The sequence below is a fragment of the Pseudomonas sp. B21-047 genome, assembly GCF_024748775.1.
In the GTDB taxonomy this organism is placed as follows: Bacteria; Pseudomonadota; Gammaproteobacteria; order Pseudomonadales; family Pseudomonadaceae; genus Aquipseudomonas; species Aquipseudomonas capeferrum.
In genome coordinates this window covers 5510590-5537292 of record NZ_CP087169.1, presented here as the reverse complement: position 1 = coordinate 5537292, position 26703 = coordinate 5510590, and the positions used below count along the sequence as shown (strand labels likewise).

Here is a 26703-nt window from a genome sequence, read left to right as displayed (position 1 = left end):
GATAAGCAGGGCCTGTTGCCTTTGTGCATGTATTAAGTAGCACCGCTACCGCAGGCGTTCGCGCAAGGCTTCTGGTCCATCCACCAGGAGGCCTTGGACATGTCCAGTTCCGACACTTCGACATTCGATTTCAAACGCGCCGCTGCCCTGCAGTTCGGCGACCGTCCGACCCTGCGTCAGGTCGTCAGCGAGCAACTGCTCACGCTGTTGCTGAGTGAGCTGCCGTGGCTGGCAGCCGTCGAGCCTACCTTGCCGTCTGCCGACGCGCTGATGTTGGACAGCCCTGACCCTTCCACACCTTACTGGTCCACTGAGCCGCTGGTCGACAGGGTGCTGCAGGCCATGCTCCAGACCAACTCGGTCGACCTGGAGCCTGTCGATGGGCGCCACCATAATCTCGGCTTGGTCGATCCGTACCGGTTCGCCGGTTCCGACAGCGCGTTCGACACCCGGCAGCTCAGTGGCTTGACGGGCCCTATCAATGACCTGATCGAACAACTGCCGCAGCACTTTTGCCAGGCGCAGCTCGACTATTGGCGCAGCCAGGGCAGCAGCGGTGCAAGCCGTGATGAGTGGCTGCAGTTGCTGTTGAAAACAGCTCTGCTGCGCGGCCTGCCGTTGCAAGGCCTGGATGCGCAAGAGCAAGCCTGCGTCCGTGACCTGATACGGGGCGGTCGTGACCAACCGGCGGTGAGCTTCGTGCAAACCCGGCTGACGACGGGCTCCGGGCATTGGGATGAGACGCTGTGCCATCTGCTGATCACCGGCGAATGGGACGAACGGCAGGTCGTGTTGTGGTGCGCCCCTTCTGGCAATGTGCGAGGTTTTCCATCCTTGGCCGCGTTCGCCCTTGCCCTGCGTGACGAGCTTGCACAGCGCTACAGCTTCGATGGCCTGTCATGGCAACGCTACCCGGTCGAGGGCAATGTATTCGCTCAGCAAGTCGGGCTGCTGCTCGAGACGCTGTTCACTCAGGTCGACAGGGTGCGCTATGGGCAGTTGGCCGATGTCGCGGCACTTGAGCGGCTGTTTGCTCAGATGAGCGACCCCGCACAGTGGTTCGACCGTTACCCCGACGATACCCCGGCGGTCGAGCCTCCGCCTGGCTTGTCGCTGAGCGACGGTGGTGACAGCCTGGCTTATCACGCGGGCTTGCTGCAGCTCGCGCTCGACCAGCTCGACGCTGAGAGTATCCCAGCCTTGGATGGCATCCAGGGCCTGGCCGACTACACCCGTCAACGCCTGAGCGAGCAGATGCGCCTGGCCCACGGCGATCACACATCCCCGGACGATCTGATGTTGCAGTTCTTCGTGGCCCGTGGGGTACCGGGTGGCGCCGGAACGGGCACAGGGGGCGGCGAGCCGTTGGTACTCGAAGGCGAGAAGACCCTCACCGAATTCGCCATCGGCAACCTCGGTGCACTCGGGGGGGCCTCGGTGCTGCGTATCCGGTGCGCCAACGGTGCAGACGTACCTGCCTGGCTGGATGCCGACGCAGCCAATCAGTTGGTGAGCCAGGTCGATATCGGTGGCAATTACCCGGCGTACGTTGCCCGTCAACTGGACGACCCGCTGCAGCGTGCACAGCGCGTCAGGCGATTTGGCCGGGAATGGCGCAGCGCCCTGCGGTTCAGCGCGCTGACCAGCAAGCTTGAAGGCAAGCTCACGGATGCCGGCTTGCAGTGTGTGGTTGATTTCTGCGCTGGCCATGTCGACCCGCAAACCCCGCGCATGGTCCTGATGCCGCTGGCATTCAGGCGCCAGCCTCACTCTGGGCAACATGACAACGTGCGTGGCATGTATTTGCTGTTCTGCGTCGAGCCGTCGCGGGTGCTGTTCTATCGCCCTTTGTACAGGCAGGACACGCTGCGCGAATACGCAAGCCTGGCGGCGTTGCTGGAGCACATCCAACAGTCCCCCTTGTTGCAAGTGAGCATTCTGGATTGGCTGGACCCCCAGGTTCGCTCTATCTATGACCATGGTGGGTTCCGCGAACCCCATGTCACGAGTCTGGGGCCGGACCCTTTCAGCCTGCCTGAGAAGCCTGAGCCACCCGTCATCGATCCGCAGCTGTGGGGCAGCGATATCGACGACAAACTCTACAACGCCAACCGCGACCTGCTCGTCGAGTTGGCTGACATGCAATCCACCTCCAATGCAGAGCGCCGTTGGCAAACCCTGTGCCAGGGCGCTTGGCTGCTGTTTGACCTGGCCACCCTGGCGCTGCGCGGCCCGGTGGCCAGCGTGGCGTGGCTGGTACAACTGCTGACGTCGCTGGAAAACGACCTGCTGGCCCTCGAGCAGGGTGGGGAATTCGACCGCTCCGCCGCCATCGCTGACTTGCTGCTGAACCTGGGGATGGTGTTGCTGCATGCGCGGCAACCCAGTCTGCAGCTTGGTGTGGCCGGGCAGCCCCCCGGCGCAGACCAGTTCGAAGGCCCTGCCGCGCAACGCGGGGCATTTGCCGAAGTGTCGGTGGCGCCTGCCACTGAAGCCGAAGCGGCGATTGGCGCGCTGGCAGCGCTGCCTGGGCGTCAGCTTGACTTGAGCTGGCGCGGCAACCACGGGTTCAACTGGCTGCCGCCTGCGCAGCGGCAGGCGCTGCGGGCCATGCGGGTGGACATAGCACTGGATGAATCGAACTTGCAGGCAAGTGGCGATGCTGAAGGTTTGTATCGAGTCCAAGGGAGACTCTACGCGGCCATGGGGGGCGATGCTTACCCCGTTGAAGTGGGCCCGGACGGTGTGCGAGTGATCGATTCTAAAGGCGGGTATGGGCCATGGCTGGCCTGTACGCTGGGTGTTTGGCGAGTGGATACTGCGTTACGCCTGGTTGGCGGAATGAGGCGGGGCGACACGCGGGCGCAACTGGCCCGACGCTTTGATAAGCTGAGGGAGTTTGCCGACAACCTCAATGGCAAGGTGAACAGTGCGACGGCGCAGTTTGGAACGGTTGGAACTGAAATCACGGCACTGCAACACAAACTCAGCCAGCTCAAGACCTTGCGCGCAAGGGCACAGGCCAGGGTGGACGCCGCTGTCAGTGACGGTGAGCGGGAAGCGTCCCAAGCTCTCATCGGTCAGTACGCTGTGCGTATCGCCGAGTGGGAGGCACAAATCGTCAGTAAGCGCGAAGAGGCGGTCGGGTACCTCGAAGAGGCTGTTCAAAGTGACACAGCCATACAAAGTGTTCTTGAAACCCTGTTCGAGCCCAAGTTCGCCAGCGCTCGGAGCGGGTGGGAAGAGGTCATTTCAGAGCAGCGGCGCACTGTTCTGATCAATCAGATCCGTAACAGCGATTTCATCCTCAATGAGTTGTGGAACCTGGCGGATTACCCAGGGCTGGATCGCATGCAAGCCAGGCTAGATGGGCAGCCGCTGCTGCAGGTGCTCGAGCCCTATCGAGCATTGCGTCGTAGACTCGAATATGTAGTGGGCCTTCAAGACCGCATACTCGCCGTCTACGAGCGCCTGGACGAGCTGTTGCCGGGTGCGCCTGGCGATCTGGTAATCAGCAGCCCCATTGAAATGCACAGTCGCACCGTTGACTCACTCATTGCGCTGCGCAAATTCAGCACAGTGCAGTTCCGTTTCCATCAGGCGATGAACCTAGCGAATCTGGCGCTGCACCTGGACGTCACCAGCGGCCAGCGCAAAGTAGCCCGGTTCAGGGAGGAGCTTACCGGGGCTGCCTTGCGCAATGCGGCCGGCGCTCATGGCGAGCTCGATTTCGCCAACCTGCCGGTGGAAGACCGGGTTGTCATCCTTCAGGAAGCGTGGGACGAGTATGCCGAGGCGTTGGTCAACAGCGCACGCATTCGCAGTGATGGTGGGGCGCTGGTCGAAGTCTCGATGACCGACCGGTACCGCACCCAGCTGGAAAAACTGAAGCTCGATGCCGGTCGCCGCCTGGTCGAGGCCATCAAAGAACAGGAAGGCGCAAACGTGCCGCCGAAGCGGGCGGCCTACCTTGTTTCGAGCGAGCCGCAACGGGTAGTGCGAAACGCCGAGGGGCAAACACTCATCGGTACCGAGCGCGATGACGACGGGCAAAAAGTGCTTGAGGTGCGTGACCCTTTCAGCGGCGTCGTACTGGCCATTTTCGACTGGGAGCATGGCCAGTGGCGAGAGCGTGTGGCTGAGCAGGTTCCGCTCGAATCGCAGGCAGAGCCCGTTGATACAGCCATGCGCGTGCAGACCCTGCTGGACGAAAACGACGAGCTGAGCCTCAAGGCGCAAGCGTACATCGACAACGACCTCAAGGGCCCTCGGCTGGCGCGGTTGTTCGAACACCAGATAGACAAGCTCGGCCGCGCGGCGACATCGCTGGGTGAGGAGGGCGCAAACCCCGCCTTGATAAAAAGCCTGGAAGCGGCCTCGGACCGGCTTCGAGCGGAGAAGAACCTCAAGCTGACCACGCTTTACACCAATACACACTACCCCAGCGCTGAAGCATTGCGGTTCTTGCATGAGCAACGCTTGCTCAAGGTGGAATATGTCAGCCCCAGGCAAGTCATGAGCAATGGCAGCACCTTCGATGAGTACAAGATCATGCGTCTGGCGCAACCTGGAGCAACGTCGGGGCGGCCATTGTGGGTGGCGCATTTTCATATGCGCTCAGCTGATGCGCTTGCCCGGGACTTTACCCAGGGCCACCTGAAAACCTGGAGCCAGCGCCGTATGAGTGGACGCGAAGAAGCTGCCGCGAGCGTTCGTGTACACCGCGGCAAGCTGACCCTGGAGCAGGCGAGCGGCATCATCCCGTTCGACTGAGGGGCTCAGCGGTTGCTGTAACGGCCATGCTTGCCGTGGGCAGGCATGGCCTGGTTGCCACGCTCGGCGATCATCTGCGTAAGGCCGATCAGCACGATGCCTTCTGCCTTCAGCCGGGGCAGTTCGCGTTCCAGCACCTGCAGGGTCTGGGGGTAGGGGTGGCCGATCAACACGGCTGAGCCTTGCCGCCGTGCAAGCTCAACCCCCTGGCGCAACTGGCGGTCGATTGCCTCCACGGAGCGCTCGTCATCGAGGAATACGTCACGCGAAACGTGCGCCAGGCCAACGGCCTGCGCCTGGGCCGCTGCCACGGTGGCTGCACTGGTACGGCTATCGACGAAGAACAGATGCCGCCGTTGCAGTTCACCCATCAGCCAGGTCATCGGGTCCCGCTGGGCCGTCATTCGGCTGCCCATGTGGTTGTTGATGCCGGCGGCGTAGGGCACCTTGGCCAGGGCCGCATCCAGGCGGCTGGCCAGTTCGGGCAGCGGCAGGCCGGGGTGCCAGGCGTATGGGCCGGTGGCAGGGTCCATGGGCATGTGCAGGATCACCGTCTTGCCGGCCTTGTGCGCCTGGCGGGCGAAGTCGGTGGCGTGCGGGGTGTCGGGCATGATCGCCATCGTGACCGGCCCGGGCAGGGCAAGCGTGCGGTGGTCGCGCTCGCTGCTTTGGCCCAGGTCGTCGATGATGATGCTCATGTAGGCCTTGTTGGTCGGCGCCGCTTGGGCGACGCCAGCCAACACACAGAACAGCAGACACAGCAGATAGCGCATCGGCTGGATCATTTGCCCGAGGTGATGTTCAGGCCCTTGAGCAGGCTCAGCGCCTGGCTCAGCTGGAAGTCATCATCCTGCGGGCGTTCCTTGCGCTTGCTGCTGCCGGTCGGGCGGTCGGCGCCGCCGTTGCCGTTGCCCAGGTGGCCCTGCAGGTCGGCTTCCTTGAAGTTGTCGGTGTCGACCTCGGCGGTGAGCTTGGCCGGGCGCACCTCGATGTCGGGCACGATGCCCTGGGCCTGGATCGAACGGCCATTAGGGGTGTAATACAGTGCGGTGGTGAGCTTCAGGGCGCGATCGTTGGCCAGCGGCAGCACGGTTTGCACCGAGCCTTTGCCAAAGCTGTCGGTGCCCATCAGCACCGCACGTTTCTGGTCTTGCAGGGCGCCGGCGACGATTTCCGAAGCCGAAGCACTGCCGCCGTTGATCAGCACCACCAGCGGTACGCCTTCGCTGGCATCGGCCGGGTCGGCAGAGAAGCGCAATTCGGAGTTGGCGATACGGCCTTTGGTGTAGACGATCAGGCCCTTGGTCAGGAAGTGGTCGGCCACTTCTACCGCCGACTGCAGCACGCCGCCGGGGTTGTTGCGCAGGTCGAGCACCACGCCGCGCAATTTCTTGCCGTTGTCCTTGCGCAGCTTGGCCAGGGCCTTGCCCACTTCGTCACCGGTCTTGACCTGGAACTGGGTGATACGGATGTAGCCGTAGTCGTTTTCCAGCAGTTGGCTCTTCACGCTCTTGACCTGGATCACCGCGCGGGCGAGGGTCACGTCGAACGGGTTACCGCCGTCACGGACCAGGGTCAGGGTGATCTTCTCGCCGATCTTGCCGCGCATCTTGTCGACCGCTTCGGTCATGGTCTGGCCCCGAGTCGGTGCGCCGTTGATCTTGACGATCAGGTCACCGGCCTGCACACCGGCCCGCGACGCTGGGGTGTCATCGATGGGCGAGACCACCTTGATGAAGCCGTCTTCCTGGCCAACTTCTATGCCCAGGCCACCGAATTCGCCGCTGGTGCTTTCTTGCAGCTCCTGGAAGTCTTCGGGGCCAAGGTAGGCCGAGTGCGGGTCCAGGTTGCTGAGCATGCCCTTGATGGCGTTTTCCAGCAGGGTCTTGTCGTCCACAGGCTCCACATAGGCGGCCTTGATGCGGTCCATGACCTCGGCGAAGGTGCGCAGCTCCTCCAGCGGCAGCGGCGCCTTGGCCGTCACCTCGGTGGCCGGCACCGCGGCTGGCTTGGCCGGCTCTGCGGCAGTGGCCAGGGGCGCACCGACCGCCAGGGCGATGGACAGGGCCAGCTGGGTGAGACGAGGCGAGTGCAGCATGTCGAACGAACTCCTGATCCTGTAGGCGCTCCTTGAGGAGCATCGGCGCAGCATTCAGGCTACGCCGTAAAAAGGTGAATTGGGTTGCAACCCTAACCTCTGCACCACTGTGAAGGGTCGGTAGGCCGGCCCTGCTGGCGGATGGCGAAGTACAAGCCTGCGCTGTCCTGGCCACCGCTGTCACCCACGGTGGAAATGGCGTCGCCGGCCTTGACGATGTCGCCGGCGCTCTTGAGCAGGCTCTGGTTGTGACCGTACAGGCTCAGGTAACCATTACCATGGTCGAGAATGACCAGAAGTCCAGCACCGCGCAACCAGTCGGCAAACACCACACGGCCGCCGTGTACGGCGCGTACTTGAGTGCCTGGGTTGGCGCTGATCATCACCCCGTCCCATTTGGCGCGGGCGTCACTGCCGCGTGCATCGCCGAAGCGTGCCAGCAATCGACCATTGACGGGCCACGGAAGTTTTCCCCGCGCAGCAGAAAATGCGCCGCCGTAGTTTGCGCCATCGCTGGACACTATCGGGCCAAGGGTGGTGCGGGCTTTTTTCGGTGGCTCTGCGGCTTCGCGGGCATCGTTGCGTGCGGCGGCGGCAGCCAGGGCTTCCTGTTGGCGGCGTTTTTCCGCCTCCTGCTGGGCCAGCAGGGCTTTCTTGCGCGCTTCCTCGGCTTCGCGGGCCTGGCGCGCCAGGGTTTCCTCGATGGTCTTGAGGACTTTGCCAAGGTCGGCCTGGTCCTGCTCGCGGGCCTGCAGCTTCTGGTCGCGGTCTTTCATGTCGCTGTTGAGCTTGGCCAGTACTTGCTGGCGCTTGCTGCGTTCGGTTTCGAGCGCCTGGCGGCGGCTGTCGAGGTCGCCGCGCTGGGCCAGCAACTGCGCTTGCTGGCGGCCGATGTCCTGTTCGACATTGGCCAGTTGGCGCAGGGTCTCGTTGAAGGTGCGCAGTTGTTCCAGGCGCGCCTTGCTCAGGTAATCGTAATAGGTCAGGGTGCGGGCGAATTTCTCGGGGTTCTGCTGGTTGAGCAGCAGCTTGAGGTATTCCTCGCGGCCGTTCTGGTAGGCGGAACGGGCCTGGATGGCGATCAGTCGCTGTTGTTCAACGCGGGCGCTCTGGAGTTTTTTTTTCTCGGTATCAAGGCGCTCCAGCTCGCCCTCGGTCTTTTTTAGTTCTTGTTGCAGTGCCTCCACCTGCTTTTCGAGATCGCCGATGTCGGTCTCGGTGGACTTGAGGTCTTTCTGCACGCCCGACTTCTCTTCCTGGAGCTTGCCCAGCATCTTTTTGAGCTCGGCGATGTCCTGGCGGGTGGCGTCCAGTTGTTGCTGGGTCTGCGCACGCTCATCGGCGAACGCCGGGCTGAGCAGGCAAGACAGGGCGAGTAGGATCAGGGCGCGAAGCATGGGGTTGGGCGTACCAGGGATGGAGACTGGCCTAGTATGCCCGCGCGGGCCTGCAAAAAAAACGCCTCGCGGCAGATGCGGCGAGGCGTTTGTCTGGAATTCATCGGTAAAGGGGCTGCAAAGCGGCCCCGATACACCGATCAGGCATCGACCAGAATCGACGTGCCGGTCATTTCCACAGGCTTTTCCAGCCCCAGCAGTTGCAGCATGGTCGGCGCCACGTCGGCCAGCACGCCGCCTTCGCGAACCTTGAGCTTGCGCTGGCCAACATAGATGAACGGTACCGGCTCGGTGGTGTGGGCGGTGTGCGCCTGGCCGGTGCATTCGTCTTCCATCTGTTCGACGTTGCCGTGGTCGGCGGTGATCAGTGCCTCACCGTCGACCTTTTCCAGCGCCTCGACGATACGCCCGACACAGGTATCCAGCGCTTCGACCGCCTTGACCGCAGCCTCGAACACGCCGGTGTGGCCGACCATGTCGCCGTTGGCGTAGTTGACCACGATCACGTCGTAACGCTGCTGCTCGATGGCTTCGACGATACGGTCGGTGACTACAGGCGCGTTCATCTCCGGCTGCAGGTCATAGGTGGCGACCTTCGGCGATGGAATGAGGATGCGCTCTTCGCCTTCGAACGGCTCTTCGCGGCCACCGGAGAAGAAGAACGTGACGTGCGCGTACTTCTCGGTCTCGGCGATGCGCAGCTGGGTCTTGCCGTTCTTGGCCAGGTACTCGCCCAGTACGTTGTTCAGGCTGGAGGGGGCGAAGGCGGCCGGGGCCGGGATTTTCGCCGAGTACTGGGTCAGGCCGATATAGGCCGCCATCTTCGGCAGGCGCGCCCGGGGGAACTCGTTGAAGTCCGGCTCGACGAAGGCACGCGACAGTTCGCGGGCGCGGTCAGCACGGAAGTTCATGAAGATCACCGCGTCGCCGTCTTCGACCCTGACTGCCTCGCCAATGCGCGTGGCTTTGACGAATTCGTCGTTCTCTTCACGGGCGTAGGCGGCTTCCAGGCCGGCGAGGGCGGTTTCTGCCGTGTAGTCGGCAACGCTGTCGACGATCAGGTTGTAGGCAGCGGCGACGCGGTCCCAGCGGTTGTCGCGGTCCATCGCGAAGTAGCGGCCGATGAGGCTGGCGATGCGGCCCTTGCCGAGCTTGGCGAAGGTCGTGTCGAGCAGTTCGATGGACGACTGCGCGCTGCGTGGCGGCGTATCGCGGCCGTCGAGGAAGGCGTGCAGGTAGATTTTTTCGGCACCACGCTGTGCGGCCAGTTCGGCCATGGCAATCAGGTGGTCCTGGTGGCTGTGCACGCCACCGTCGGACAACAGGCCGAGGATGTGCACGGCCTTGCCAGCACCGGCCGCCTTGTCCACCGCGCCGGTGAGCACCGGGTTGCTGAAGAACTCGCCATCACGAATGGCCTTGGTGACGCGGGTGAAGTCCTGGTAGACGACACGGCCGGCACCGAGGTTCATGTGGCCGACTTCGGAGTTGCCCATCTGCCCGTCCGGCAGGCCCACATCCATGCCTGAACCGGAAATCAGGCCATGCGGCCGTGTGGCGCGCAGGCGGTCATAGACCGGTGTGTTGGCGGCAAAGATGGCGTTGTATTCGGGGCTTTCGCTGTGGCCGAATCCATCCAGGATGATCAGGACCAGGGGTTTGGGCGTACTCGTCATCAATCAAACTCACGGTTGTTCAAAGATGATAAAGACACGCATTTTAGGGCAAATGCGCCATCAGCGGCGAATATTCGTCCTATCCCCCGACCGGCGCGGCCACGTTGACAGGGCCAAGGTGCTTTTCCGGCCGGCCGGTCGGGCTTTGGTGGCACTGGGGGGCTGTGTATACTGGCCGGCATTTTCAATCGCCTGGAACACCGCTGATGGTTGCTCACCTGATTCAATTCGCGACAGATCACTACATCCTGGTTGCGATCTTCGTTGTTCTGCTGGTCCTGTTGCTCATCAATGAAGTCCGCCGTGGCGGCCAGAGCCTGAGCAATGGCCAGCTGACTGCCCTGGTCAACGCCGACAAGGCCTTGGTCATCGACATCCGCACCTCCAAGGAGTATGCCGCGGGCCACATCGTCGGTGCGGTGAACATCCCGCAAGACAAACTGGTCAGCCGCATGGCCGAGCTGGAAAAACACAAAGAGAAGACCCTGATCATCGTCGATGCGATGGGCCAGCAGTCCGGCACGCTCTGCCGCGAACTGCTCAAGGCTGGTTTCACCGCTGCCAAGCTGAGCGGTGGCGTTTCCAGCTGGAAAGCCGATAACCTGCCCCTGGTGAAGTGATATGAAGCCCGTCATCGTTTATTCCAGCGACTACTGCCCCTACTGCATGCGCGCCAAGTACCTGCTCGAGAGCAAGGGCATTGCGTTCGAGGAAATCAAGGTCGATGGCAAGCCGCAGGTTCGTGCCGAGATGAGTCAGAAGGCCGGCCGTACTTCGGTGCCGCAGATCTGGATCGGCAGTACCCATGTCGGTGGATGCGATGACCTCTATGCCCTGGAGCGCGCGGGCAAGCTCGACGCGCTGCTGGCGGCCTGATTTGCACTGCATTCAAAAACATTAGGATAAGGATCTGCCATGACTGACCAACAGACCAACGGCGCAGCTGCCGAAGACAACAGCCCTCAGTTCTCGCTGCAGCGCATCTACGTGCGTGACCTGTCGTTCGAGGCCCCGAAAAGCCCGCAGATCTTCCGCCAGCAGTGGGAGCCGAGCGTTGCGCTGGACCTGAACACCAAGCAGAAAGCCCTGGAAGGCGACTTCCACGAGGTGGTGCTGACCCTGTCGGTTACCGTCAAGAACGGTGACGAAGTGGCCTTCATCGCCGAAGTACAGCAGGCCGGCATCTTCCTGATCGCCAACCTCGACGCGGCTTCGATGAGCCACACCCTCGGCGCGTTCTGCCCGAACATCCTGTTCCCTTACGCCCGTGAGACCCTGGACAGCCTGGTGACCCGTGGTTCGTTCCCGGCACTGATGCTGTCCCCGGTCAACTTCGACGCCCTGTACGCGCAAGAGCTGCAGCGTATGCAGGAAACTGGCGAAACTCCGACCGTTCAGTAACGCTGCCCGGTTGTAAAAAGGCGACCTTCGAGGTCGCCTTTTTTGTGTGAGCGGTTTTATCCGCCAAGAGGCCGGCACAGGCGATGGATCAGCTCCCGGCAAACCCATTCTGGCGCCACGCCTCATACACCGTAACCGCCACGGTGTTGGACAGGTTCAGGCTGCGGCACCCCGGCCGCATTGGCAGGCGCAGGCGCTGCTCGGCGGGCAGGCTGTCCAGCACCTCGGCCGGCAGCCCACGGCTTTCGGGGCCAAACAGGAAGGCATCGCCCGGCTGGTAGGTGACTTCATGGAAGGGGTGCGAGCCCTTGGTGGTGAAGGCGAACAGCCGAGGGTTGCCCAGGCTTTCCAGGCATCCAGCCAGGCTCTCGTGGCGCTTGAGCGTGGCATACTCGTGGTAGTCCAGCCCCGCCCTGCGCAGGCGCTTGTCATCCAGCTCGAAGCTGATGGGCTCGATCAGGTGCAGGTCGCAACCGCTGTTGGCGCACAGGCGAATGATGTTGCCGGTATTCGGCGGAATTTCTGGTTGAAAAAGGATGACGTGAAACATGCACGGCTCCAGGCGTGAAGATGACGAGCATTCTACCCCTGAACCGGACCTGCGTTCGAAGGCCTTCCCGCGGGTAATGCTTTCGCTGGCCATTGTCGGCCTGATGGTGGGCCTGATGATCGGCCGCCTGACCACCCCTGATGAGCGGGTGCTGGAGCAGGTCGTGGTGGTGCAGGACGGGCTCGACCTGTGGTTCAACGAAGAACCCAAGCTGCACGGCGAAAACGTTGAAGGGACGGTTGCGGTGCTGTTCGAGGCCCAGGGCAAGGCCCAGCGAGGGCAATTGTACCTGCAGGGCAAACCGGTCGGCTGGCGCGTGCAGAAAAGCGAGGAAGGCTTGTTGCTGACGGTGGTTGCCGCGCGCCCCCTGCACGGTGAGTGGGCCGGTGCAGAGGACGCTGGGCGTTGGCGTGTGCAGGTGAGGCTGCACGAATAAAAGAGGGGATGTCCCGGCCTGCCTGTACCAGGGTCCCCAAAACTTGCGCTGCTGCAAATAAAAGTGGGGTTTTCCCGGCCTGCCTGTACCGAGGACCCCGAAACTGGGAGATACAGTACTTATTGCAGGGGGCGTGCCAGTTTTGCAAAACCCGGAAACATTGGCTTTCAGGGCTTTTTTGCCAAGTTTTGAGGGGTTTTGTGCCTTCGGGCGGTGCAGGGGGCACAGGATCGGTGCATGGGGCTTAAAATGTTGGGGGCTGCAAAGCAGCCCCCGGATGTCATGGCCTACCTATGACTCAATGCTCTTCGCTGTCGTCATCATCCCCGCCGGCGACATTCATCCCCAGCTCCTTGATCTTGCGCGTCAAGGTATTGCGCCCCCAGCCCAGCAGAAGCGCCGCATCCCTGCGCCGCCCGGCGGTATGCTTGAGCGCGGTCTCGATCATGATCCGTTCAAAGCTGGGCACCGCACTGTCGAGCAGATTGGTCTGGCCCCGGGCCAAGGCCTGGTCGGCCCACTGGCGCAACGCCTGCTCCCAATTGGTCACGGGGGCCGCGTCCTGCGGCAGGTTCAGCAGCTCTGGCGGCAGGTCACCAATCAGCACTTCACGGCTGGAGGCCATCACGGTGATCCAGCGGCAGGTGTTTTCCATCTGCCGCACGTTGCCCGGCCACGGCAGGTTGCGGATGAACTCTTCGGTCTCCGGCTTCAGCAGCTTCGGCTCCACGGCCAGCTCCTGGGCCGCGCGGGCGAGGAAGTGGCGGGCGAGGGCGGGGATGTCTTCGCGGCGGTCGGCCAGGCGCGGTATATGAATGCGGATCACGTTGAGGCGGTGGAACAAGTCCTCGCGGAACTTGCCCGCCTGCACCAGCGATTCCAGGTTCTGGTGGGTGGCGGCAATGATGCGCACATCGACCTTGACCGGCACGTGGCCGCCAACCCGGTAAAACTCGCCATCGGCCAGTACCCGCAACAGGCGGGTCTGGGTATCGGCGGGCATGTCGCCGATCTCGTCGAGAAACAGCGTGCCGCCATCGGCCTGCTCGAAGCGGCCGCGGCGCAGGTTGGCGGCACCGGTGAAGGCACCCTTCTCGTGGCCGAACAGCTCGGACTCCATCAGGTCCTTGGGGATGGCTGCCATGTTCAGGGCAATGAACGGTGACGCCGCACGCGGGCTGTGCCGGTGCAGCGCATGGGCCACCAGCTCCTTGCCGGTGCCGGACTCGCCGTTGATCAGTACCGTGATGTTGGAGTGGCTCAGGCGCCCGATCGCGCGGAACACCTCCTGCATCGCCGGCGCTTCGCCGATGATCTCCGGCGTGCGGGCCAAGGCCTGCGGTACATCCAGGCCTTGCTGCTCCTGGGCATGCTGATTGGCGCGCTTGACCAGCGACACCGCCTCGTCGACGTCGAACGGTTTGGGCAGGTATTCGAAGGCACCGCCCTGGTAGGAGGCCACGGCGCTGTCGAGGTCGGAATGGGCGGTCATGATGATGACCGGCAGGCGCGGGTGCTGCTCGCGAATCTGGGCCAGCAAGTCGAGGCCACTGGTACCGGGCATGCGGATATCGGAAATGATCACATCCGGTTGCTGGCGTGCCAGGCGGCCCATGACGCCATCGGCGCTGTCGAAGCTCTGGGTGGTCATGCCTTCTTGTTGCAGGGCTTTTTCCAGGACCCAGCGGATGGAGCGATCATCGTCGACGATCCATACGGTTTCACTTCGGCTCATGAGGCGGTGGCTCCTTGTTCCAGAGGCAGGTAGATCGAAAAGGCGGTGTGGCCTGCATGGCTTTCACATTCGATCAAGCCCTGGTGCTGGCTGATGATGTTCTGGGTGATGGCCAGGCCCAACCCGGTACCGTCCGGGCGGCCACTGACCATGGGATAGAAGAGGGTGTCTTGCAGTTCCGACGGGATGCCCGGGCCGTTGTCGATGATCTCGACCCGTGCCACCAGGCGATGCCGCACGTGGCCGATGGTGAACTGGCGCAGGGCACGGCTGCGCAAGGTGATGCGGCCCAGGCGCAGCTCGTTCTGCGAGCTGATCGCCTGCATGGCGTTGCGCACGATGTTGAGCACCGCCTGGATCATCTGCTCGCGGTCGATCAGCACATCCGGCAGGCTCGGGTCGTAGTCGCGCACCAATGTGATGCACCCCTGGCTTTCGGCCTCCACCAGGCTGCAGACCCGCTCCAGTACTTCGTGGATGTTGGTCATGGCCAGCGAGGGCAGCTTGTTCGAGCCGAGCATGCGGTCGACCAGGTTACGCAGCCGGTCGGCCTCTTCGATGATCACGTTGGTGTAGTCGCGCAGGCCGTCTTCGGGCAGCTCGCGGGCCAACAGTTGCGCCGCGCCGCGGATGCCGCCGAGTGGGTTCTTGATTTCGTGTGCCAGGCCACGCACCAGCATTTTGGTGGTTTCCTGCTTGCTCAGCTGGGCCTCTTCCTTGGTGATGCGCAGCAGCCGGTCGCGCGGGTGCACCTCCAGCAGCAGCAGGGTCTGGCCCTGGTGCAGAATGGGGGTGACGGCGTAATCGACGGTGATGGTCTGCCCGGTCAGCGAGGTCAGTTGCGCTTCGCGCTTGGTGAACGGGTGCGCCTGCTCGACCGCTTGGCGCAATGAGCTGAGCGCTTCTGTCGATTCGGTGAACAACTCGCTGATGAACTGCCCGTGGCTGCGCTGGCCGCTGACGGCCAACAGCATTTCCGCGGCCGGGTTCATGTACTCCAGGCGCAGCTCGGCATTGAGCAGGAGCGTGGCAGTGGTCAGGTTGTCCAGAAGCAGACGGTGCTGTGCATCGCTGATGGTCATAAGGCGTCGTTGACCTCTTTTTGCGCTTGCCTGGCAGAAGTGGCCAGAGCTGGGCGCGCTGTGGATCCGCTGATGCGAGACTCTGTGCTTTCAAGAAATGCAAGAAACAAACCAAGGCTCCGAAAAGAAGCGGATTTACCTGAGAAAGCCCTGGATTTGCGCTTATTCGGACCAGAAAGCGCTGTTCGAGCGCTCATTACGACCCGTTTTGGGCCGCAGGACAGAGCATTCGTAGCTGTTATGCACCAATATAGAGCATTGCTGTGTTCAGCGTTTAGGGCACAGCTGCCCGGTAGCGCGAACCATGGTGTCCTCCTTATTGATGGAGACTTGATTGTGCGCAGTCGGTCAGGTTCTGCTTGTAGGAGGTGTTTGATTTGGCCAGCGATAAACAAAAACGGCCTCCCGAAGGAGGCCGTCTTGGTGATGTCATCGGCGCCAGGCGCCAATCAGATCAGCAGCTGTAGTACAGCTCATATTCCAGCGGGTGTACGAAGGTACGGACCTTGATCTCTTCTTCGCTCTTCAGCTCGATGAAGGCATCGATGAAGTCGTCGGAGAACACGCCGCCCTTGGTCAGGAACGCACGGCCTTTGTCCAGCTCTTCCAGGGCTTCTTTCAGGCTGCCACAAACCTGCGGGATGTCCTTGGCCTCTTCAGGCGGCAGGTCGTACAGGTTCTTGTCGGCAGCATCGCCTGGGTGGATCTTGTTCTGGATGCCGTCCAGGCCAGCCATCAGCAGGGCCGCGAAGGCCAGGTACGGGTTGGCCGATGGGTCCGGGAAGCGCGCTTCGATACGACGGGCCTTCGGGCTGCCGACATAAGGAATGCGGATCGAGGCGGAACGGTTGCGCGCCGAGTAGGCCAGCATGACCGGGGCTTCGAAACCTGGGACCAGACGCTTGTAGGAGTTGGTCGACGGGTTGGTGAAGCCGTTCAGGGCCTTACCGTGCTTGATGATACCGCCGATGAAGTACAGGGCGGTGTCGGACAGGCCGGCATAGCCTTCACCCGAGAAGGTGTTCTTGCCGTCTTTCCAGATCGACATGTGTACGTGCATGCCCGAGCCGTTGTCGCCGTACAGCGGCTTAGGCATGAAGGTGGCGGTACGGCCGTAAGCGTCGGCAACGTTGTGCACGACGTATTTCAGGGCCTGTACTTCGTCAGCTTTCTTCACCAGGGTGTTGAACTTGACGCCGATTTCGTTCTGGCCGGCAGTCGCCACTTCGTGGTGGTGAACTTCAACGGTCTGGCCCATTTCTTCCAGTGCGTTGCACATGGCAGTACGGATTTCGTGGTCGTGGTCGAACGGCGGGACTGGGAAGTAGCCGCCTTTCACGCCTGGACGGTGGCCTTTGTTGCCGCCTTCCACGTCAGCGCCAGTCATCCACGAGCCTTGCTCGGAGAAGATCTTGAACATCGAGCCGGAGATGTCCGAGTGGAACTTCACTTCGTCGAAGATGAAGAACTCAGGCTCCGGGCCTGCGAACACGGTGTCACCGATGCCGGTGCTCTTGAGGTACTCTTCGGCGCGCTTGGCGATGCCGCGCGGGTCGCGATCGTAGCCCTGCATGCTCGACGGGTCGACGATGTCGCAGGTGATGATCAGGGTCGGCTCTTCGGTGAATGGGTCCAGCACGGCGGTGTCGTCGACCGGCATCAGGATCATGTCGGAAGCTTCGATGCCTTTCCAGCCAGCGATGGAGGAACCGTCGAACATCTTGCCGACTTCGAAGAAGTCTTCGTCCAGAGCGTCACGCGCTGGCATGGTCACGTGGTGCTGAATGCCTTTGGTGTCCGTGAAACGCAGATCAATCCACTTGACGTCATGATCTTTGATGAGTTGAACCGACTTCGACATGTTGTCCTCCGGATGGTCTAGAGCGCGGTGGGCCGCTGCCCTGGAAAAAGGGGTGTTGCCGGGCGCGGATAGTCGGCCAAGCTTACCTGCCTCACAAGGGAGCAAATTGCATGCCAGTGCCCGAAAATGGCGAGGGCGAGATAAAAGGGGGCGTTTGCGGGCATTAACTTAGGGTTGATGACTGAAAAACGCACCTATTAGAGGCAAGAAAACACCTTGCTGCACTATATTGGTGCGCTGCTGGAGGGTGGTGCTTTGTTTGAGGGCCTGTTGACGGGTAAAGCCGCTGCCACAGGCCAAATCCACCCCTGCGGGGGTAGGTGTACCCGCGAAAGGCCCGGGGCAGGCGGCGCAAATACTGACTCTGGCCACATCGGCAAACCTTCTGTACAAAAGTTGGTCAAATCCTGAGCAATTTCCGCTATAATTCGCGCCCCTCATTTTCGGCAGGCCCTGCGCGCGCTGTTAACCAATGAAACTTATCGTCAAAGTCTTCCCAGAAATCACCATCAAGAGCCGGCCGGTGCGCAAGCGCTTCATCCGTCAGCTCGGCAAGAACATCCGCAACGTGCTCAAGGATCTCGATCCTGAGCTCGCGGTCGATGGTGTCTGGGATAATCTCGAAGTGGTCACCCGCGTCGAGGACGAAAAGGTCCAGCGCGAGATGATCGAGCGCCTCACCTGCACCCCGGGTATCACCCACTTCCTGCAGGTAGAGGAATACCCGCTCGGCGACTTCGACGACATCGTCGAGAAGTGCAAGCAGCACTTCGGTCATCTGCTCGCGGGCAAGCACTTTGCCGTGCGCTGCAAGCGCGGCGGCCACCATGACTTCACTTCGATGGACGTCGACCGCTACGTCGGCAGCCAGCTGCGCCAGCAGTGCGGCGCCGCCGGCATCGAGCTGAAGAACCCGGAAGTCCTGGTGCGCATCGAAATCCGCAACCAGCGCCTGTACGTGATCCACAACCAGCACCAAGGCATCGGCGGCTACCCGCTGGGCGCCCTGGAGCAAACCCTGGTACTGATGTCGGGTGGCTTCGATTCCACCGTGGCGGCCTACCAGATGATGCGCCGTGGCCTGATGACCCACTTCTGCTTCTTCAACCTCGGCGGCCGTGCCCACGAGCTGGGCGTGATGGAAGTGGCCCACTACCTGTGGAAGAAGTACGGCAGCAGCCAGCGCGTGCTGTTCATCAGCGTGCCGTTTGAAGAAGTGGTCGGCGAGATTCTCAACAAGGTCGACAACAGCTACATGGGTGTGACCCTCAAGCGCATGATGTTGCGCGGCGCTGCCCATATGGCCGACCGCCTGCAGATCGAAGCGCTGGTCACCGGCGAGGCGATTTCCCAGGTCTCCAGCCAGACCTTGCCGAACCTGTCGATCATCGACTCGGCGACCGACAAGCTGGTACTGCGCCCGCTGCTGGCCAGCCACAAGCAGGACATCATCGACCAGGCCACCGAAATCGGCACCGCCGATTTCGCCAAGCACATGCCTGAATACTGCGGCGTGATCTCGGTAAACCCGACCACCCACGCCAAGCGCCACCGCATGGAGCATGAAGAAAAGCAATTCGACATGGCCGTGCTGGAGCGCGCCCTCGAACGCGCCAAGTTCATCTCGATCGACCACGTGATCGACGAGCTGGGCAAAGACATCGAGGTAGAAGAAGTTCGCGAAGCGCTGCCTGGCCAGATCGTCATCGACATCCGTCACCCCGATGCTCAGGAAGACGAACCCTTGGTGATCGAGGGCGTCGAAGTCCAGGTGATGCCGTTTTATGCAATCAATAGTCGCTTCAAGCAGCTGGATGAAACTCGCCAGTACCTGCTGTATTGCGACAAGGGTGTGATGAGCCGTCTGCACGCACACCACCTGCTCAGTGAGGGACATGCCAATGTGCGTGTTTATCGTCCGGCATAAGACGCCAGGGCTGTATGGCGGCAGCATCCGCCATCGCCCTCCCGACCGCCGGCCCTGCTGAGCCTTATACCTTACATATTGGTCGCCTAGACTAGGCGGCAACCGAATCCTCTGATCGAGATACACTTGTGATCGAAAATCTGCGTAACATCGCCATCATCGCCCACGTTGACCATGGTAAAACCACGTTGGTCGACAAACTCCTGCGTCAGTCCGGCACTCTGGAGCGTAACGAGCTCAACGACGAGCGCGTCATGGACTCCAACGACCAGGAAAAAGAGCGCGGTATTACCATTCTGGCGAAAAACACCGCCATCAACTGGAACGGCTACCACATCAACATCGTCGACACCCCCGGCCACGCCGACTTCGGTGGCGAGGTTGAGCGTGTAATGTCGATGGTCGACTCCGTGCTGCTGCTGGTCGACGCCCAGGACGGCCCTATGCCGCAAACCCGCTTCGTGACCAAGAAGGCCTTCGAAGCCGGCCTGAAGCCGATCGTCGTGATCAACAAGGTCGACCGTCCGGGCGCGCGTCCTGACTGGGTTCTGGACCAGATCTTCGACCTGTTCGACAACCTCGGCGCTACCGACGAGCAGCTGGACTTCAAAGTGGTCTACGCCTCGGCCCTGAACGGCATTGCCGGTCTGGACCACGCCGAAATGGGCGAAGACATGACTGCCCTGTACCAGGCTGTCGTCGACCACGTTCCAGCGCCAGCTGTTGACCGTGACGGCCCGTTCCAGATGCAGATCTCCGCACTGGACTACAACAGCTTCCTGGGTGTGATCGGTGTTGGCCGTATCGCCCGTGGTCGCGTCAAGCCTAACACCCCGGTTGTCGCCATCGACGCCGACGGCAAGAAGCGTAACGGCCGTATCCTCAAGCTGATGGGCCACCACGGTCTGCACCGCGTCGACGTCGAAGAAGCCCAAGCTGGCGACATCGTCTGCATCAGCGGTTTCGACGAGCTGTTCATCTCCGACACCCTGTGCGACCCGACTGCCGTTGAGGCGATGAAGCCGCTGACCGTTGACGAGCCTACCGTTTCGATGACCTTCCAGGTCAACGACTCGCCGTTCTGCGGCAAGGAAGGCAAGTTCGTCACCAGCCGTAACATCAAGGACCGTCTGGACAAAGAGCTGCTGTACAACGTTGCCCTGCGCGTTGAAGAAACCGACTCCCCAGACAAGTTCAAGGTCTCGGGCCGTGGCGAGCTGCACCTCTCGGTACTGATCGAAACCATGCGTCGCGAAGGCTTCGAACTGGCCCTGGGCCGCCCGGAAGTCATCATTCGCGAAGTAGACGGCGTCAAGCAAGAGCCGTTCGAGAACGTCACCATCGACATCCCTGAAGAATCGCAGGGCAAGGTCATGGAAGAAATGGGTCTGCGTAAAGGCGACCTGACCAACATGGTCCCGGATGGCAAAGGCCGTGTACGCCTTGAATACAACATCCCGGCGCGTGGTCTGATCGGTTTCCGTAACCAGTTCCTGACCCTGACCAACGGCGCAGGCATCCTGACTTCGATCTTTGATCGCTACGACACCGTGAAGTCCGGCCACATGTCCGGCCGTCAGAACGGCGTACTGGTTTCGGTCGAAACCGGCAAGGCGCTGACCTACTCGCTGGAAACCCTGCAGGCGCGTGGCAAGCTGTTCGTCGAGCACGGTCAAGAGATCTACAACGGTCAGATCGTCGGCCAGAACAGCCGCGACAACGACCTGGGCGTCAACCCTACCAAGGGCAAGAAGCTCGACAACATGCGTGCTTCGGGTAAAGACGAAGTCATCGCTCTGGTTCCACCTGTTCGCTTCACCCTGGAACAGGCTCTGGAATACATCCAGGAAGACGAGCTGTGCGAAGTAACGCCGAAGTCCATCCGTCTTCGCAAGAAGATCCTGGATGAAAGCGAGCGTACCCGCGCTGCCAAGAAAGCCAAAAATAGCTGAGTTAGCTCTGGCTGAATGAAAACGCCCCCGGTCGAAAGGCCGGGGGCGTTTTTTTTGTCTTTTTCACCATGTTTCACTGGAAGTAATTGCTTACTAAGGAGTTTTTGGCAATAGCACACCCCCCAGTACGCTGCCTTTTGAATTATTTCATGGGGCAAATGATGAAGGGCAAGGGATGGAAAGAGCACTTGGCACGCGGCCGGTTTGATGTGGGTGGGGTCACCTGGAGCCTGTTACACCTGCGCTCCAGTTCACATCAAATTGTCATTCCAGGGCTTGCCGTTCAGGGCGTTCAAGCAGTAACGCTTGCTATTGAGTACTCAAGCCACTGTGTCAGCTATGGTCCGAAGCAGGGTGTTGAGCTGGATTTTGACGAGATGGGGCACGATCACCTGTTGATTGATCACAGGGGTGTCTGCCGTGCGTTCTGCCCTAGGCGGTACACGCTATCCATCCAACTGCCGAGCATCATGGCTTCGCTGGCTGACCGGCAATGCCTGTTCACGGGGCATAGCAATTGGCTGACATTGGAGGGGTACCAGCTTGGGTATCCGGAAGGTAGCCATTACGAGGTGTATTTCAATCTACGCCGCGAGTCGGCTCGAAGCCTCAGGGTACACGTTGAAAGCGCCTACATACGCGACCCTGGCCACCCTTCCAGTCGTCCAATGCGGCTCAAGCGACATGAAAAAATAAAAGGTTGGCTATTGATGGTGAAGAAGCTGAGAGGTGAGCCGATTCGACGACCAGTAAGGCGATAGCTGCCTGTAGAAATACGAAACCCCCAATAAAGGGGGTCGTATCGCGGATGCCCTTAGAGATTTCTCTCATCAACCGGCACGGCCGGAACCAGGTGGCGGCGTCTAGACACTTCCAAAGGAAGCTCCGTGTACATCGAGACGGCTCAAATTCTATTCAGTCTCTCTGGGATCGTCAACGGCCGACCACCTTCGGTTTGTAAGCACAGTACCCAGGCCGTGGCCCGACCTTGGGGTGGTTGCGGCAGGTATCTGGCCGCTTGTCATAAATGGTGCACAGCCGGCTCTTGCGGTCCAGATACATGCAGTCATCGTTGCTCATCCGGGTCAGGGTGAAGATGCCCGACTTCTGGTTGAAGCGCTCGATGATGCCTTCCTTCTGCAGGCGTTTGGCCACGTTTTTCGGTGGTTCGTCTTTTTCGAACTCGTCGACCACGCCGATGCGGATCAGATCCTTGATCTTCACTTCCACGGGCAGCGTGCAGCAGGTCGAGTGGCAGCCACCGCACATGTGGCTGGCATAGCGTTGCCAGGTTTCCAGGCGGTCGACTTCGGCCGCGGCAATCAGGGTCGTTTTCATCGTTATGGGGGTGAATCACGGTCTTGGGGCGCGAGATCATACCGGAGTTGTTCAATTTGTGAACAACCTTTTGCCTGATTCCTTCATCAGGCATGAAAACTGCGAACAGGTACTGTCAGTCCCTGTCGAAGGGTCTAGTCTCATCAATCTCCCTCCGTATTCGTCTACTTGCCCGAGGATGCCGCATGTCCCAGGAACCCAAAGCACGTGACGCCGAGGTGGCCGATTTTCGCGCCGCTGTGCTGGATAAGCTGACCTACGCGGTCGGCAAGGACCCCGAGCATGCCTTCGACCATGACTGGTTCGAAGCCATTGCCCTGGCGGCGCGTGATCACATGGTCGATCACTGGATGGACCATACCCGTCAGGCCTACAGGCGCAGTCAGAAACGGGTCTATTACCTTTCTCTGGAATTTCTCATCGGGCGGCTGCTGTATGACAGCCTGAGCAACCTGGGTTTGCTCGACATCGCCCGCGAAGCCCTCGACGGCCTGGACGTCGACCTGGAGCGCATCCGCCTGCTGGAGCCGGATGCCGCACTGGGCAATGGTGGCCTGGGGCGCCTGGCGGCTTGCTTCATGGAAAGCATGTCGACCCTGGGCATTGCCGCCCATGGCTACGGTATCCGTTACGAGCACGGCCTGTTTCGCCAGGCGGTGGTCGATGGTTGGCAGCAGGAGCAGACCGAGAACTGGCTGGACTTCGGCAACCCCTGGGAGTTCGAGCGCGCCGAGGTGATCTACCCGATCAGTTTCGGCGGCAGCGTCGAGACCGTGCAGGACCCCCAAGGCCAGCAACGGCAGGTGTGGTCGCCCGGCGAGACGGTGCGGGCGGTGGCCTATGACACGCCGGTGGTCGGCTGGCGTGGCGCCAGCGTCAATACCTTGCGCCTGTGGCGGGCGCGGGCGCTCGAGGAGCTGCACCTGGAGCGCTTCAACGCCGGTGACCACCTGGGTGCGGTCGCCGAAGTGGCGCGCGCCGAGAGCATTTCGCGCGTGCTGTACCCGGCCGACAGTACCGAAGCCGGGCAGGAGCTGCGCCTGCGCCAGGAGTACTTCTTCGTTTCGGCTTCGCTGCAGGACTTGCTGCGCCGCCACCTGAACATGCATGACAGCCTGCTCAACCTGCCCGATGCCGCCGCCATTCAGCTCAACGACACCCACCCCTCGATCGCCGTGGCCGAGTTGATGCGGCTGCTGGTCGACCAGCACGAAGTGCCTTGGGATAACGCCTGGGAGCTGACCGTCGGCACGCTGGCCTACACCAACCACACCTTGCTGCCGGAGGCACTGGAAACCTGGCCGGTGGCGCTGATGGAGCGCATGCTGCCGCGGCACATGCAGATCATCTACCTGATCAACGCCTACCATATCGACGCCCTGCGCGCGAAAGGGCTGCACGACTTCGACGTGTTGCGGGCCGTGTCGCTGATCGAAGAAGACAACGGCCGCCGGGTGCGCATGGGCAACCTGGCGTTTCTCGGCTCGCACAGTGTCAACGGTGTGTCGGCACTGCACAGCCAGCTGATGAAGAGCACGGTGTTCGCCGAGCTGCACAAGCTGTACCCGCAGCGGATCAACAACAAGACCAACGGCATCACCTTCAGGCGCTGGCTGTTCCAGTCCAACCCGCCACTGACCGAGATGCTGGTCGAGGCGCTTGGGCCCGAGCTCAAGGATGACCCTGAAGGGCTGCTGGCCAACCTCGTGCCCTTTGCTGACAAAAGCAGCTTCCGCAAGCAGTTCGCCGCCCAGCGCCTGCACAGCAAGCGCGCCCTGGCCAGCATCATCCAGGACCGTATCGGCGTTACGGTGAACCCCGAGGCGATGTTCGATGTGCAGGTCAAGCGCATCCACGAGTACAAGCGCCAGTTGCTCAACCTGCTGCACACCGTGGCGCTGTATCAGGCCATTCGCAACGACCCCGGTACCAATTGGGTACCACGGGTGAAGATCTTCGCCGGCAAGGCTGCGGCCAGCTACCACCAGGCCAAGCTGATCATCAAGCTGGCCAACGACATCGCCCGTGTGGTCAACAACGACCCCACCGTGCGTGGCCTGCTGAAAGTGGTATTCCTGCCCAACTACAACGTCAGCCTGGCCGAAAGCATCATCCCGGCGGCAGACTTGTCCGAGCAGATCTCCACGGCAGGTTACGAGGCGTCAGGCACCAGCAACATGAAGTTCGGCCTCAATGGCGCGCTGACCATCGGCACCCTGGACGGCGCCAACGTCGAGATGTGCGAGCAGGTGGGGGCCGACAACATGTTCATCTTCGGCCTCACGGCGCAGCAGGTCGAGGCGCGCCGGCGCGCCGGAGACTTTGGCGCCAGTGCGGCGATTGCGGCGTCCAATCGCTTGAACGATGTGCTCCAGGCCATTCGCAGCGGGGTGTTCTCGCCCGATGACCCTTCGCGTTATACCGGGCTGATCGACGGGTTGGTGGCCTATGACCGTTTCCTGGTGTGCGCCGATTTCGACGCCTACTGGGATGCCCAGCGGCGGGTCGATGAGCTGTGGCACACGCCGCAGGAATGGTGGCGCATGGCGGTGCTGAACACGGCGCGGATGGGGTGGTTCTCGTCGGACCGAACCATTCGCGAGTATGCCACCGACATCTGGAAAGCACTGGACTGACTTACCAGGGCCGCATAGCGGCCCCACTCGACAGCCGGCCTGGCCACGGCTGAACTACCGACCTATTGTGCCGTCAGACAGCCCAGGCGAGTCTCATTGCTCGCTAGCATCGCACTCTCCCTGTAAACTGCGGGGGTTTTTCTCCCCCTTTCCATTTCGGAGCCATACATGTCCCGCGTTACCCTGAGTCGCTATCTGATTGAGCAGACCCGCAGCAACAATACCCCTGCCGATCTGCGCTTCCTGATCGAAGTGGTGGCGCGCGCGTGCAAAGAGATCAGCCACCACGTGTCCAAAGGCGCCCTGGGCGGCGTACTGGGCAGCATGGGCACCGAGAACGTTCAAGGTGAAGTGCAGAAGAAGCTCGACGTGATCTCCAACGATATCCTGCTGGAGGCCAACGAGTGGGGCGGCCACCTGGCCGGCATGGCTTCCGAAGAAATGGACAACGCCTACCAGATCCCGGGCAAGTACCCTAAAGGCGCCTACCTGCTGGTCTTCGACCCACTGGACGGTTCGTCGAACATCGACGTCAACGTCTCGGTCGGCACCATCTTCTCGGTACTGCGTTGCCCCAACGAGTACCTGAGCCAGAACGAAACCCTCAACGAAAACGCGTTCCTGCAGCCAGGCACCGAGCAGGTCGCCGCCGGTTATGCCATCTACGGCCCGCAGACCATGCTGATCCTGACCCTGGGCAATGGCGTCAAGGGCTTCACCCTGGACCGTGAGCTGGGCAGCTTCGTGCTGACCCACGAGAACATCCAGGTACCGGCAACCACCGCCGAGTTCGCCATCAACATGTCCAACCAGCGTCACTGGGAAGCCCCGGTGCAGCGCTACGTCGATGAGCTGCTGGCCGGTGAGACTGGCCCGCTGAAAAAGAACTACAACATGCGCTGGATCGCCTCGATGGTAGCCGACGTGCACCGCATCCTGACCCGTGGCGGTCTGTTCATGTACCCGCGCGACGCTCGCGACCCGAGCAAGCCGGGCAAGCTGCGCCTGATGTACGAGGCCAACCCGATGTCGTTCATCATCGAACAGGCTGGCGGCGCATCCACCAATGGTTACGATCGTATCCTCGACATTCAGCCACAAAGCCTGCACGAGCGCGTGTCGGTCATTCTGGGCTCGAAGGAAGAGGTCGAGCGCGTCACCGCGTATCACAAGGAGTAAGTCATGCTCGCACCTTGGCAGCCGTTGTTGGAGTGGTGGTTCGGTTGGGGCACCAGCCCCCAGGCCGTGGCTGACGAGAAGAGCACGCTGTGGTTCGGCAAGCATCACGATGCCGAAGCTCAGGCGCTGTTTGGCGACCTGGTCGAGCATGCCCTGGCGGGTGGGCTCGACGAGTGGCAGCAAAGCCCGCAAGGCTGGCTCGGCCTGCTGATCCTGCTGGACCAGCTGCCGCGCATGATCCACCGCGACACGTCGCGCGCCTTCGAGGGCGACCGGCGTGCCCAGGTGGTGGCCATGCAGGGCCTGCAGAAAGGCTGGGATTACCAGCTGCTGCCGATCCAGCGGGTGTTCGTGCTGCTGGTGCTGGAGCATGCCGAGGTGCTGGACTGGCAGAACCTGTGCGTCGAGCGTTACCAGGTACTGCTGGACGAGCAGCCCGAGGCTCATCGGCGCTTGTTCGAGGGGTTCCTCGACTATGCCGAGCAGCACCAGCGGGTGATTGCTCGGTTCGGGCGCTTCCCGCACCGCAACCTGATGCTGGAACGGCCGAGTACCAGTGAAGAGATGGACTTTTTGCTGGAGCCTGGGTCCAGGTTCTGAGATTCATCGGCCTGCCACGCAGCCCTGACGTAGCAAAAAACCGCCACTGCACCCGCAGCGGC

At 61.7% G+C, this 26703-nt stretch carries 20 protein-coding genes; 11 read left to right on the top strand and 9 right to left on the bottom strand.

Annotated features, from left to right (window positions below; all coding sequences use genetic code 11):
- Nucleotides 1-99 precede the first annotated feature (99 nt).
- Nucleotides 100-4773 carry a dermonecrotic toxin domain-containing protein gene (locus LOY26_RS25020; RefSeq protein ID WP_258714213.1) on the top strand — a complete coding sequence of 1558 codons (4674 nt, stop codon included), beginning with the start codon at nucleotides 100-102 and terminating at the stop codon, nucleotides 4771-4773.
- A 5-nt stretch (nucleotides 4774-4778) separates the two neighbouring features.
- Here the strand turns inward: LOY26_RS25020 and LOY26_RS25015 are convergent, their stop codons facing one another.
- The 4 genes from LOY26_RS25015 to gpmI form a co-directional block, all read right to left on the bottom strand.
- Complete coding sequence (locus tag LOY26_RS25015) at nucleotides 4779-5546, bottom strand: divergent polysaccharide deacetylase family protein (protein WP_156310487.1); 768 nt, start codon at nucleotides 5544-5546, stop codon at nucleotides 4779-4781.
- A gap of 8 nt (nucleotides 5547-5554) precedes the next feature.
- A complete protein-coding gene (locus LOY26_RS25010) occupies nucleotides 5555-6871 on the bottom strand; it encodes a S41 family peptidase (protein WP_033701976.1) in 1317 nt (438 codons plus the stop codon).
- A gap of 92 nt (nucleotides 6872-6963) precedes the next feature.
- The gene (locus LOY26_RS25005; protein WP_033701975.1) at nucleotides 6964-8268 is read right to left on the bottom strand and encodes a murein hydrolase activator EnvC; all 1305 of its coding nucleotides are present in this window, start codon (nucleotides 8266-8268) and stop codon (nucleotides 6964-6966) included.
- 140 nt (nucleotides 8269-8408) lie between these two features.
- Nucleotides 8409-9944, bottom strand: coding sequence for a 2,3-bisphosphoglycerate-independent phosphoglycerate mutase (gpmI, locus tag LOY26_RS25000; protein WP_186652897.1), 1536 nt, complete (start codon nucleotides 9942-9944; stop codon nucleotides 8409-8411).
- Between the two features lie 206 nt (nucleotides 9945-10150).
- Between gpmI and LOY26_RS24995 the strand changes: the two genes are divergently transcribed.
- The 3 genes from LOY26_RS24995 to secB are packed head-to-tail and all read left to right on the top strand — an operon-like array spanning nucleotide 10151 to nucleotide 11345.
- The gene (locus tag LOY26_RS24995) at nucleotides 10151-10564 is read left to right on the top strand and encodes a rhodanese-like domain-containing protein (protein WP_033701972.1); all 414 of its coding nucleotides are present in this window, start codon (nucleotides 10151-10153) and stop codon (nucleotides 10562-10564) included.
- 1 nt (nucleotide 10565) lies between these two features.
- Complete coding sequence (grxC, locus tag LOY26_RS24990) at nucleotides 10566-10820, top strand: glutaredoxin 3 (protein ID WP_033701970.1); 255 nt, start codon at nucleotides 10566-10568, stop codon at nucleotides 10818-10820.
- 39 nt (nucleotides 10821-10859) lie between these two features.
- On the top strand, nucleotides 10860-11345 hold the full coding sequence (secB, locus tag LOY26_RS24985) for a protein-export chaperone SecB (protein ID WP_033701969.1): 486 nt from the start codon (nucleotides 10860-10862) through the stop codon (nucleotides 11343-11345).
- An 88-nt stretch (nucleotides 11346-11433) separates the two neighbouring features.
- Here secB and trmL read toward each other — a convergent pair whose 3' ends face one another.
- Nucleotides 11434-11895: a tRNA (uridine(34)/cytosine(34)/5-carboxymethylaminomethyluridine(34)-2'-O)-methyltransferase TrmL gene (gene trmL / locus LOY26_RS24980; protein WP_033701968.1), complete on the bottom strand. Its 462-nt coding sequence runs from the start codon at nucleotides 11893-11895 to the stop codon at nucleotides 11434-11436.
- Here trmL and LOY26_RS24975 point away from each other — a divergent pair.
- A complete protein-coding gene (locus LOY26_RS24975; protein WP_047582213.1) occupies nucleotides 11894-12331 on the top strand; it encodes a hypothetical protein in 438 nt (145 codons plus the stop codon). The genes trmL and LOY26_RS24975 overlap by 2 nt on opposite strands.
- 298 nt (nucleotides 12332-12629) lie before the next feature.
- On the opposite strand, the gene ntrC is transcribed toward LOY26_RS24975, so the two are convergent.
- From ntrC to glnA, 3 genes are all read right to left on the bottom strand, one after another.
- Nucleotides 12630-14066, bottom strand: a complete 1437-nt coding sequence (gene ntrC / locus LOY26_RS24970; protein WP_033701965.1) for a nitrogen regulation protein NR(I) — start codon at nucleotides 14064-14066, stop codon at nucleotides 12630-12632.
- A complete protein-coding gene (glnL, locus tag LOY26_RS24965) occupies nucleotides 14063-15148 on the bottom strand; it encodes a nitrogen regulation protein NR(II) (protein WP_033701964.1) in 1086 nt (361 codons plus the stop codon). Before glnL ends, ntrC begins: the two co-directional genes overlap by 4 nt.
- A 454-nt stretch (nucleotides 15149-15602) precedes the next feature.
- A complete protein-coding gene (gene glnA, locus LOY26_RS24960) occupies nucleotides 15603-17009 on the bottom strand; it encodes a type I glutamate--ammonia ligase (protein ID WP_033701962.1) in 1407 nt (468 codons plus the stop codon).
- A gap of 472 nt (nucleotides 17010-17481) precedes the next feature.
- On the opposite strand from glnA, the gene thiI reads away from it, so the two are divergent.
- The 3 genes from thiI (at nucleotide 17482) to LOY26_RS24945 (ending at nucleotide 21649) form a co-directional block, all read left to right on the top strand.
- Nucleotides 17482-18936, top strand: coding sequence for a tRNA uracil 4-sulfurtransferase ThiI (thiI, locus tag LOY26_RS24955; protein ID WP_033701961.1), 1455 nt, complete (start codon nucleotides 17482-17484; stop codon nucleotides 18934-18936).
- Nucleotides 18937-19064: 128 nt separating this feature from the next.
- Nucleotides 19065-20888, top strand: coding sequence for a translational GTPase TypA (gene typA, locus LOY26_RS24950; RefSeq protein WP_033701960.1), 1824 nt, complete (start codon nucleotides 19065-19067; stop codon nucleotides 20886-20888).
- A 137-nt stretch (nucleotides 20889-21025) separates the two neighbouring features.
- On the top strand, nucleotides 21026-21649 hold the full coding sequence (locus LOY26_RS24945; protein WP_258714212.1) for a hypothetical protein: 624 nt from the start codon (nucleotides 21026-21028) through the stop codon (nucleotides 21647-21649).
- 172 nt (nucleotides 21650-21821) lie between these two features.
- Here LOY26_RS24945 and LOY26_RS24940 read toward each other — a convergent pair whose 3' ends face one another.
- Nucleotides 21822-22226 carry a YkgJ family cysteine cluster protein gene (locus LOY26_RS24940; protein ID WP_016712459.1) on the bottom strand — a complete coding sequence of 135 codons (405 nt, stop codon included), beginning with the start codon at nucleotides 22224-22226 and terminating at the stop codon, nucleotides 21822-21824.
- A 185-nt stretch (nucleotides 22227-22411) separates the two neighbouring features.
- On the opposite strand from LOY26_RS24940, the gene LOY26_RS24935 reads away from it, so the two are divergent.
- The 3 genes from LOY26_RS24935 (at nucleotide 22412) to LOY26_RS24925 (ending at nucleotide 26641) form a co-directional block, all read left to right on the top strand.
- Nucleotides 22412-24862: a glycogen/starch/alpha-glucan phosphorylase gene (locus LOY26_RS24935; RefSeq protein ID WP_258714211.1), complete on the top strand. Its 2451-nt coding sequence runs from the start codon at nucleotides 22412-22414 to the stop codon at nucleotides 24860-24862.
- A gap of 168 nt (nucleotides 24863-25030) precedes the next feature.
- Complete coding sequence (locus LOY26_RS24930) at nucleotides 25031-26041, top strand: class 1 fructose-bisphosphatase (protein ID WP_033701958.1); 1011 nt, start codon at nucleotides 25031-25033, stop codon at nucleotides 26039-26041.
- Nucleotides 26042-26044: 3 nt separating this feature from the next.
- Nucleotides 26045-26641, top strand: coding sequence for a DUF924 family protein (locus tag LOY26_RS24925; protein ID WP_186652894.1), 597 nt, complete (start codon nucleotides 26045-26047; stop codon nucleotides 26639-26641).
- Nucleotides 26642-26703: the final 62 nt, after the last annotated feature.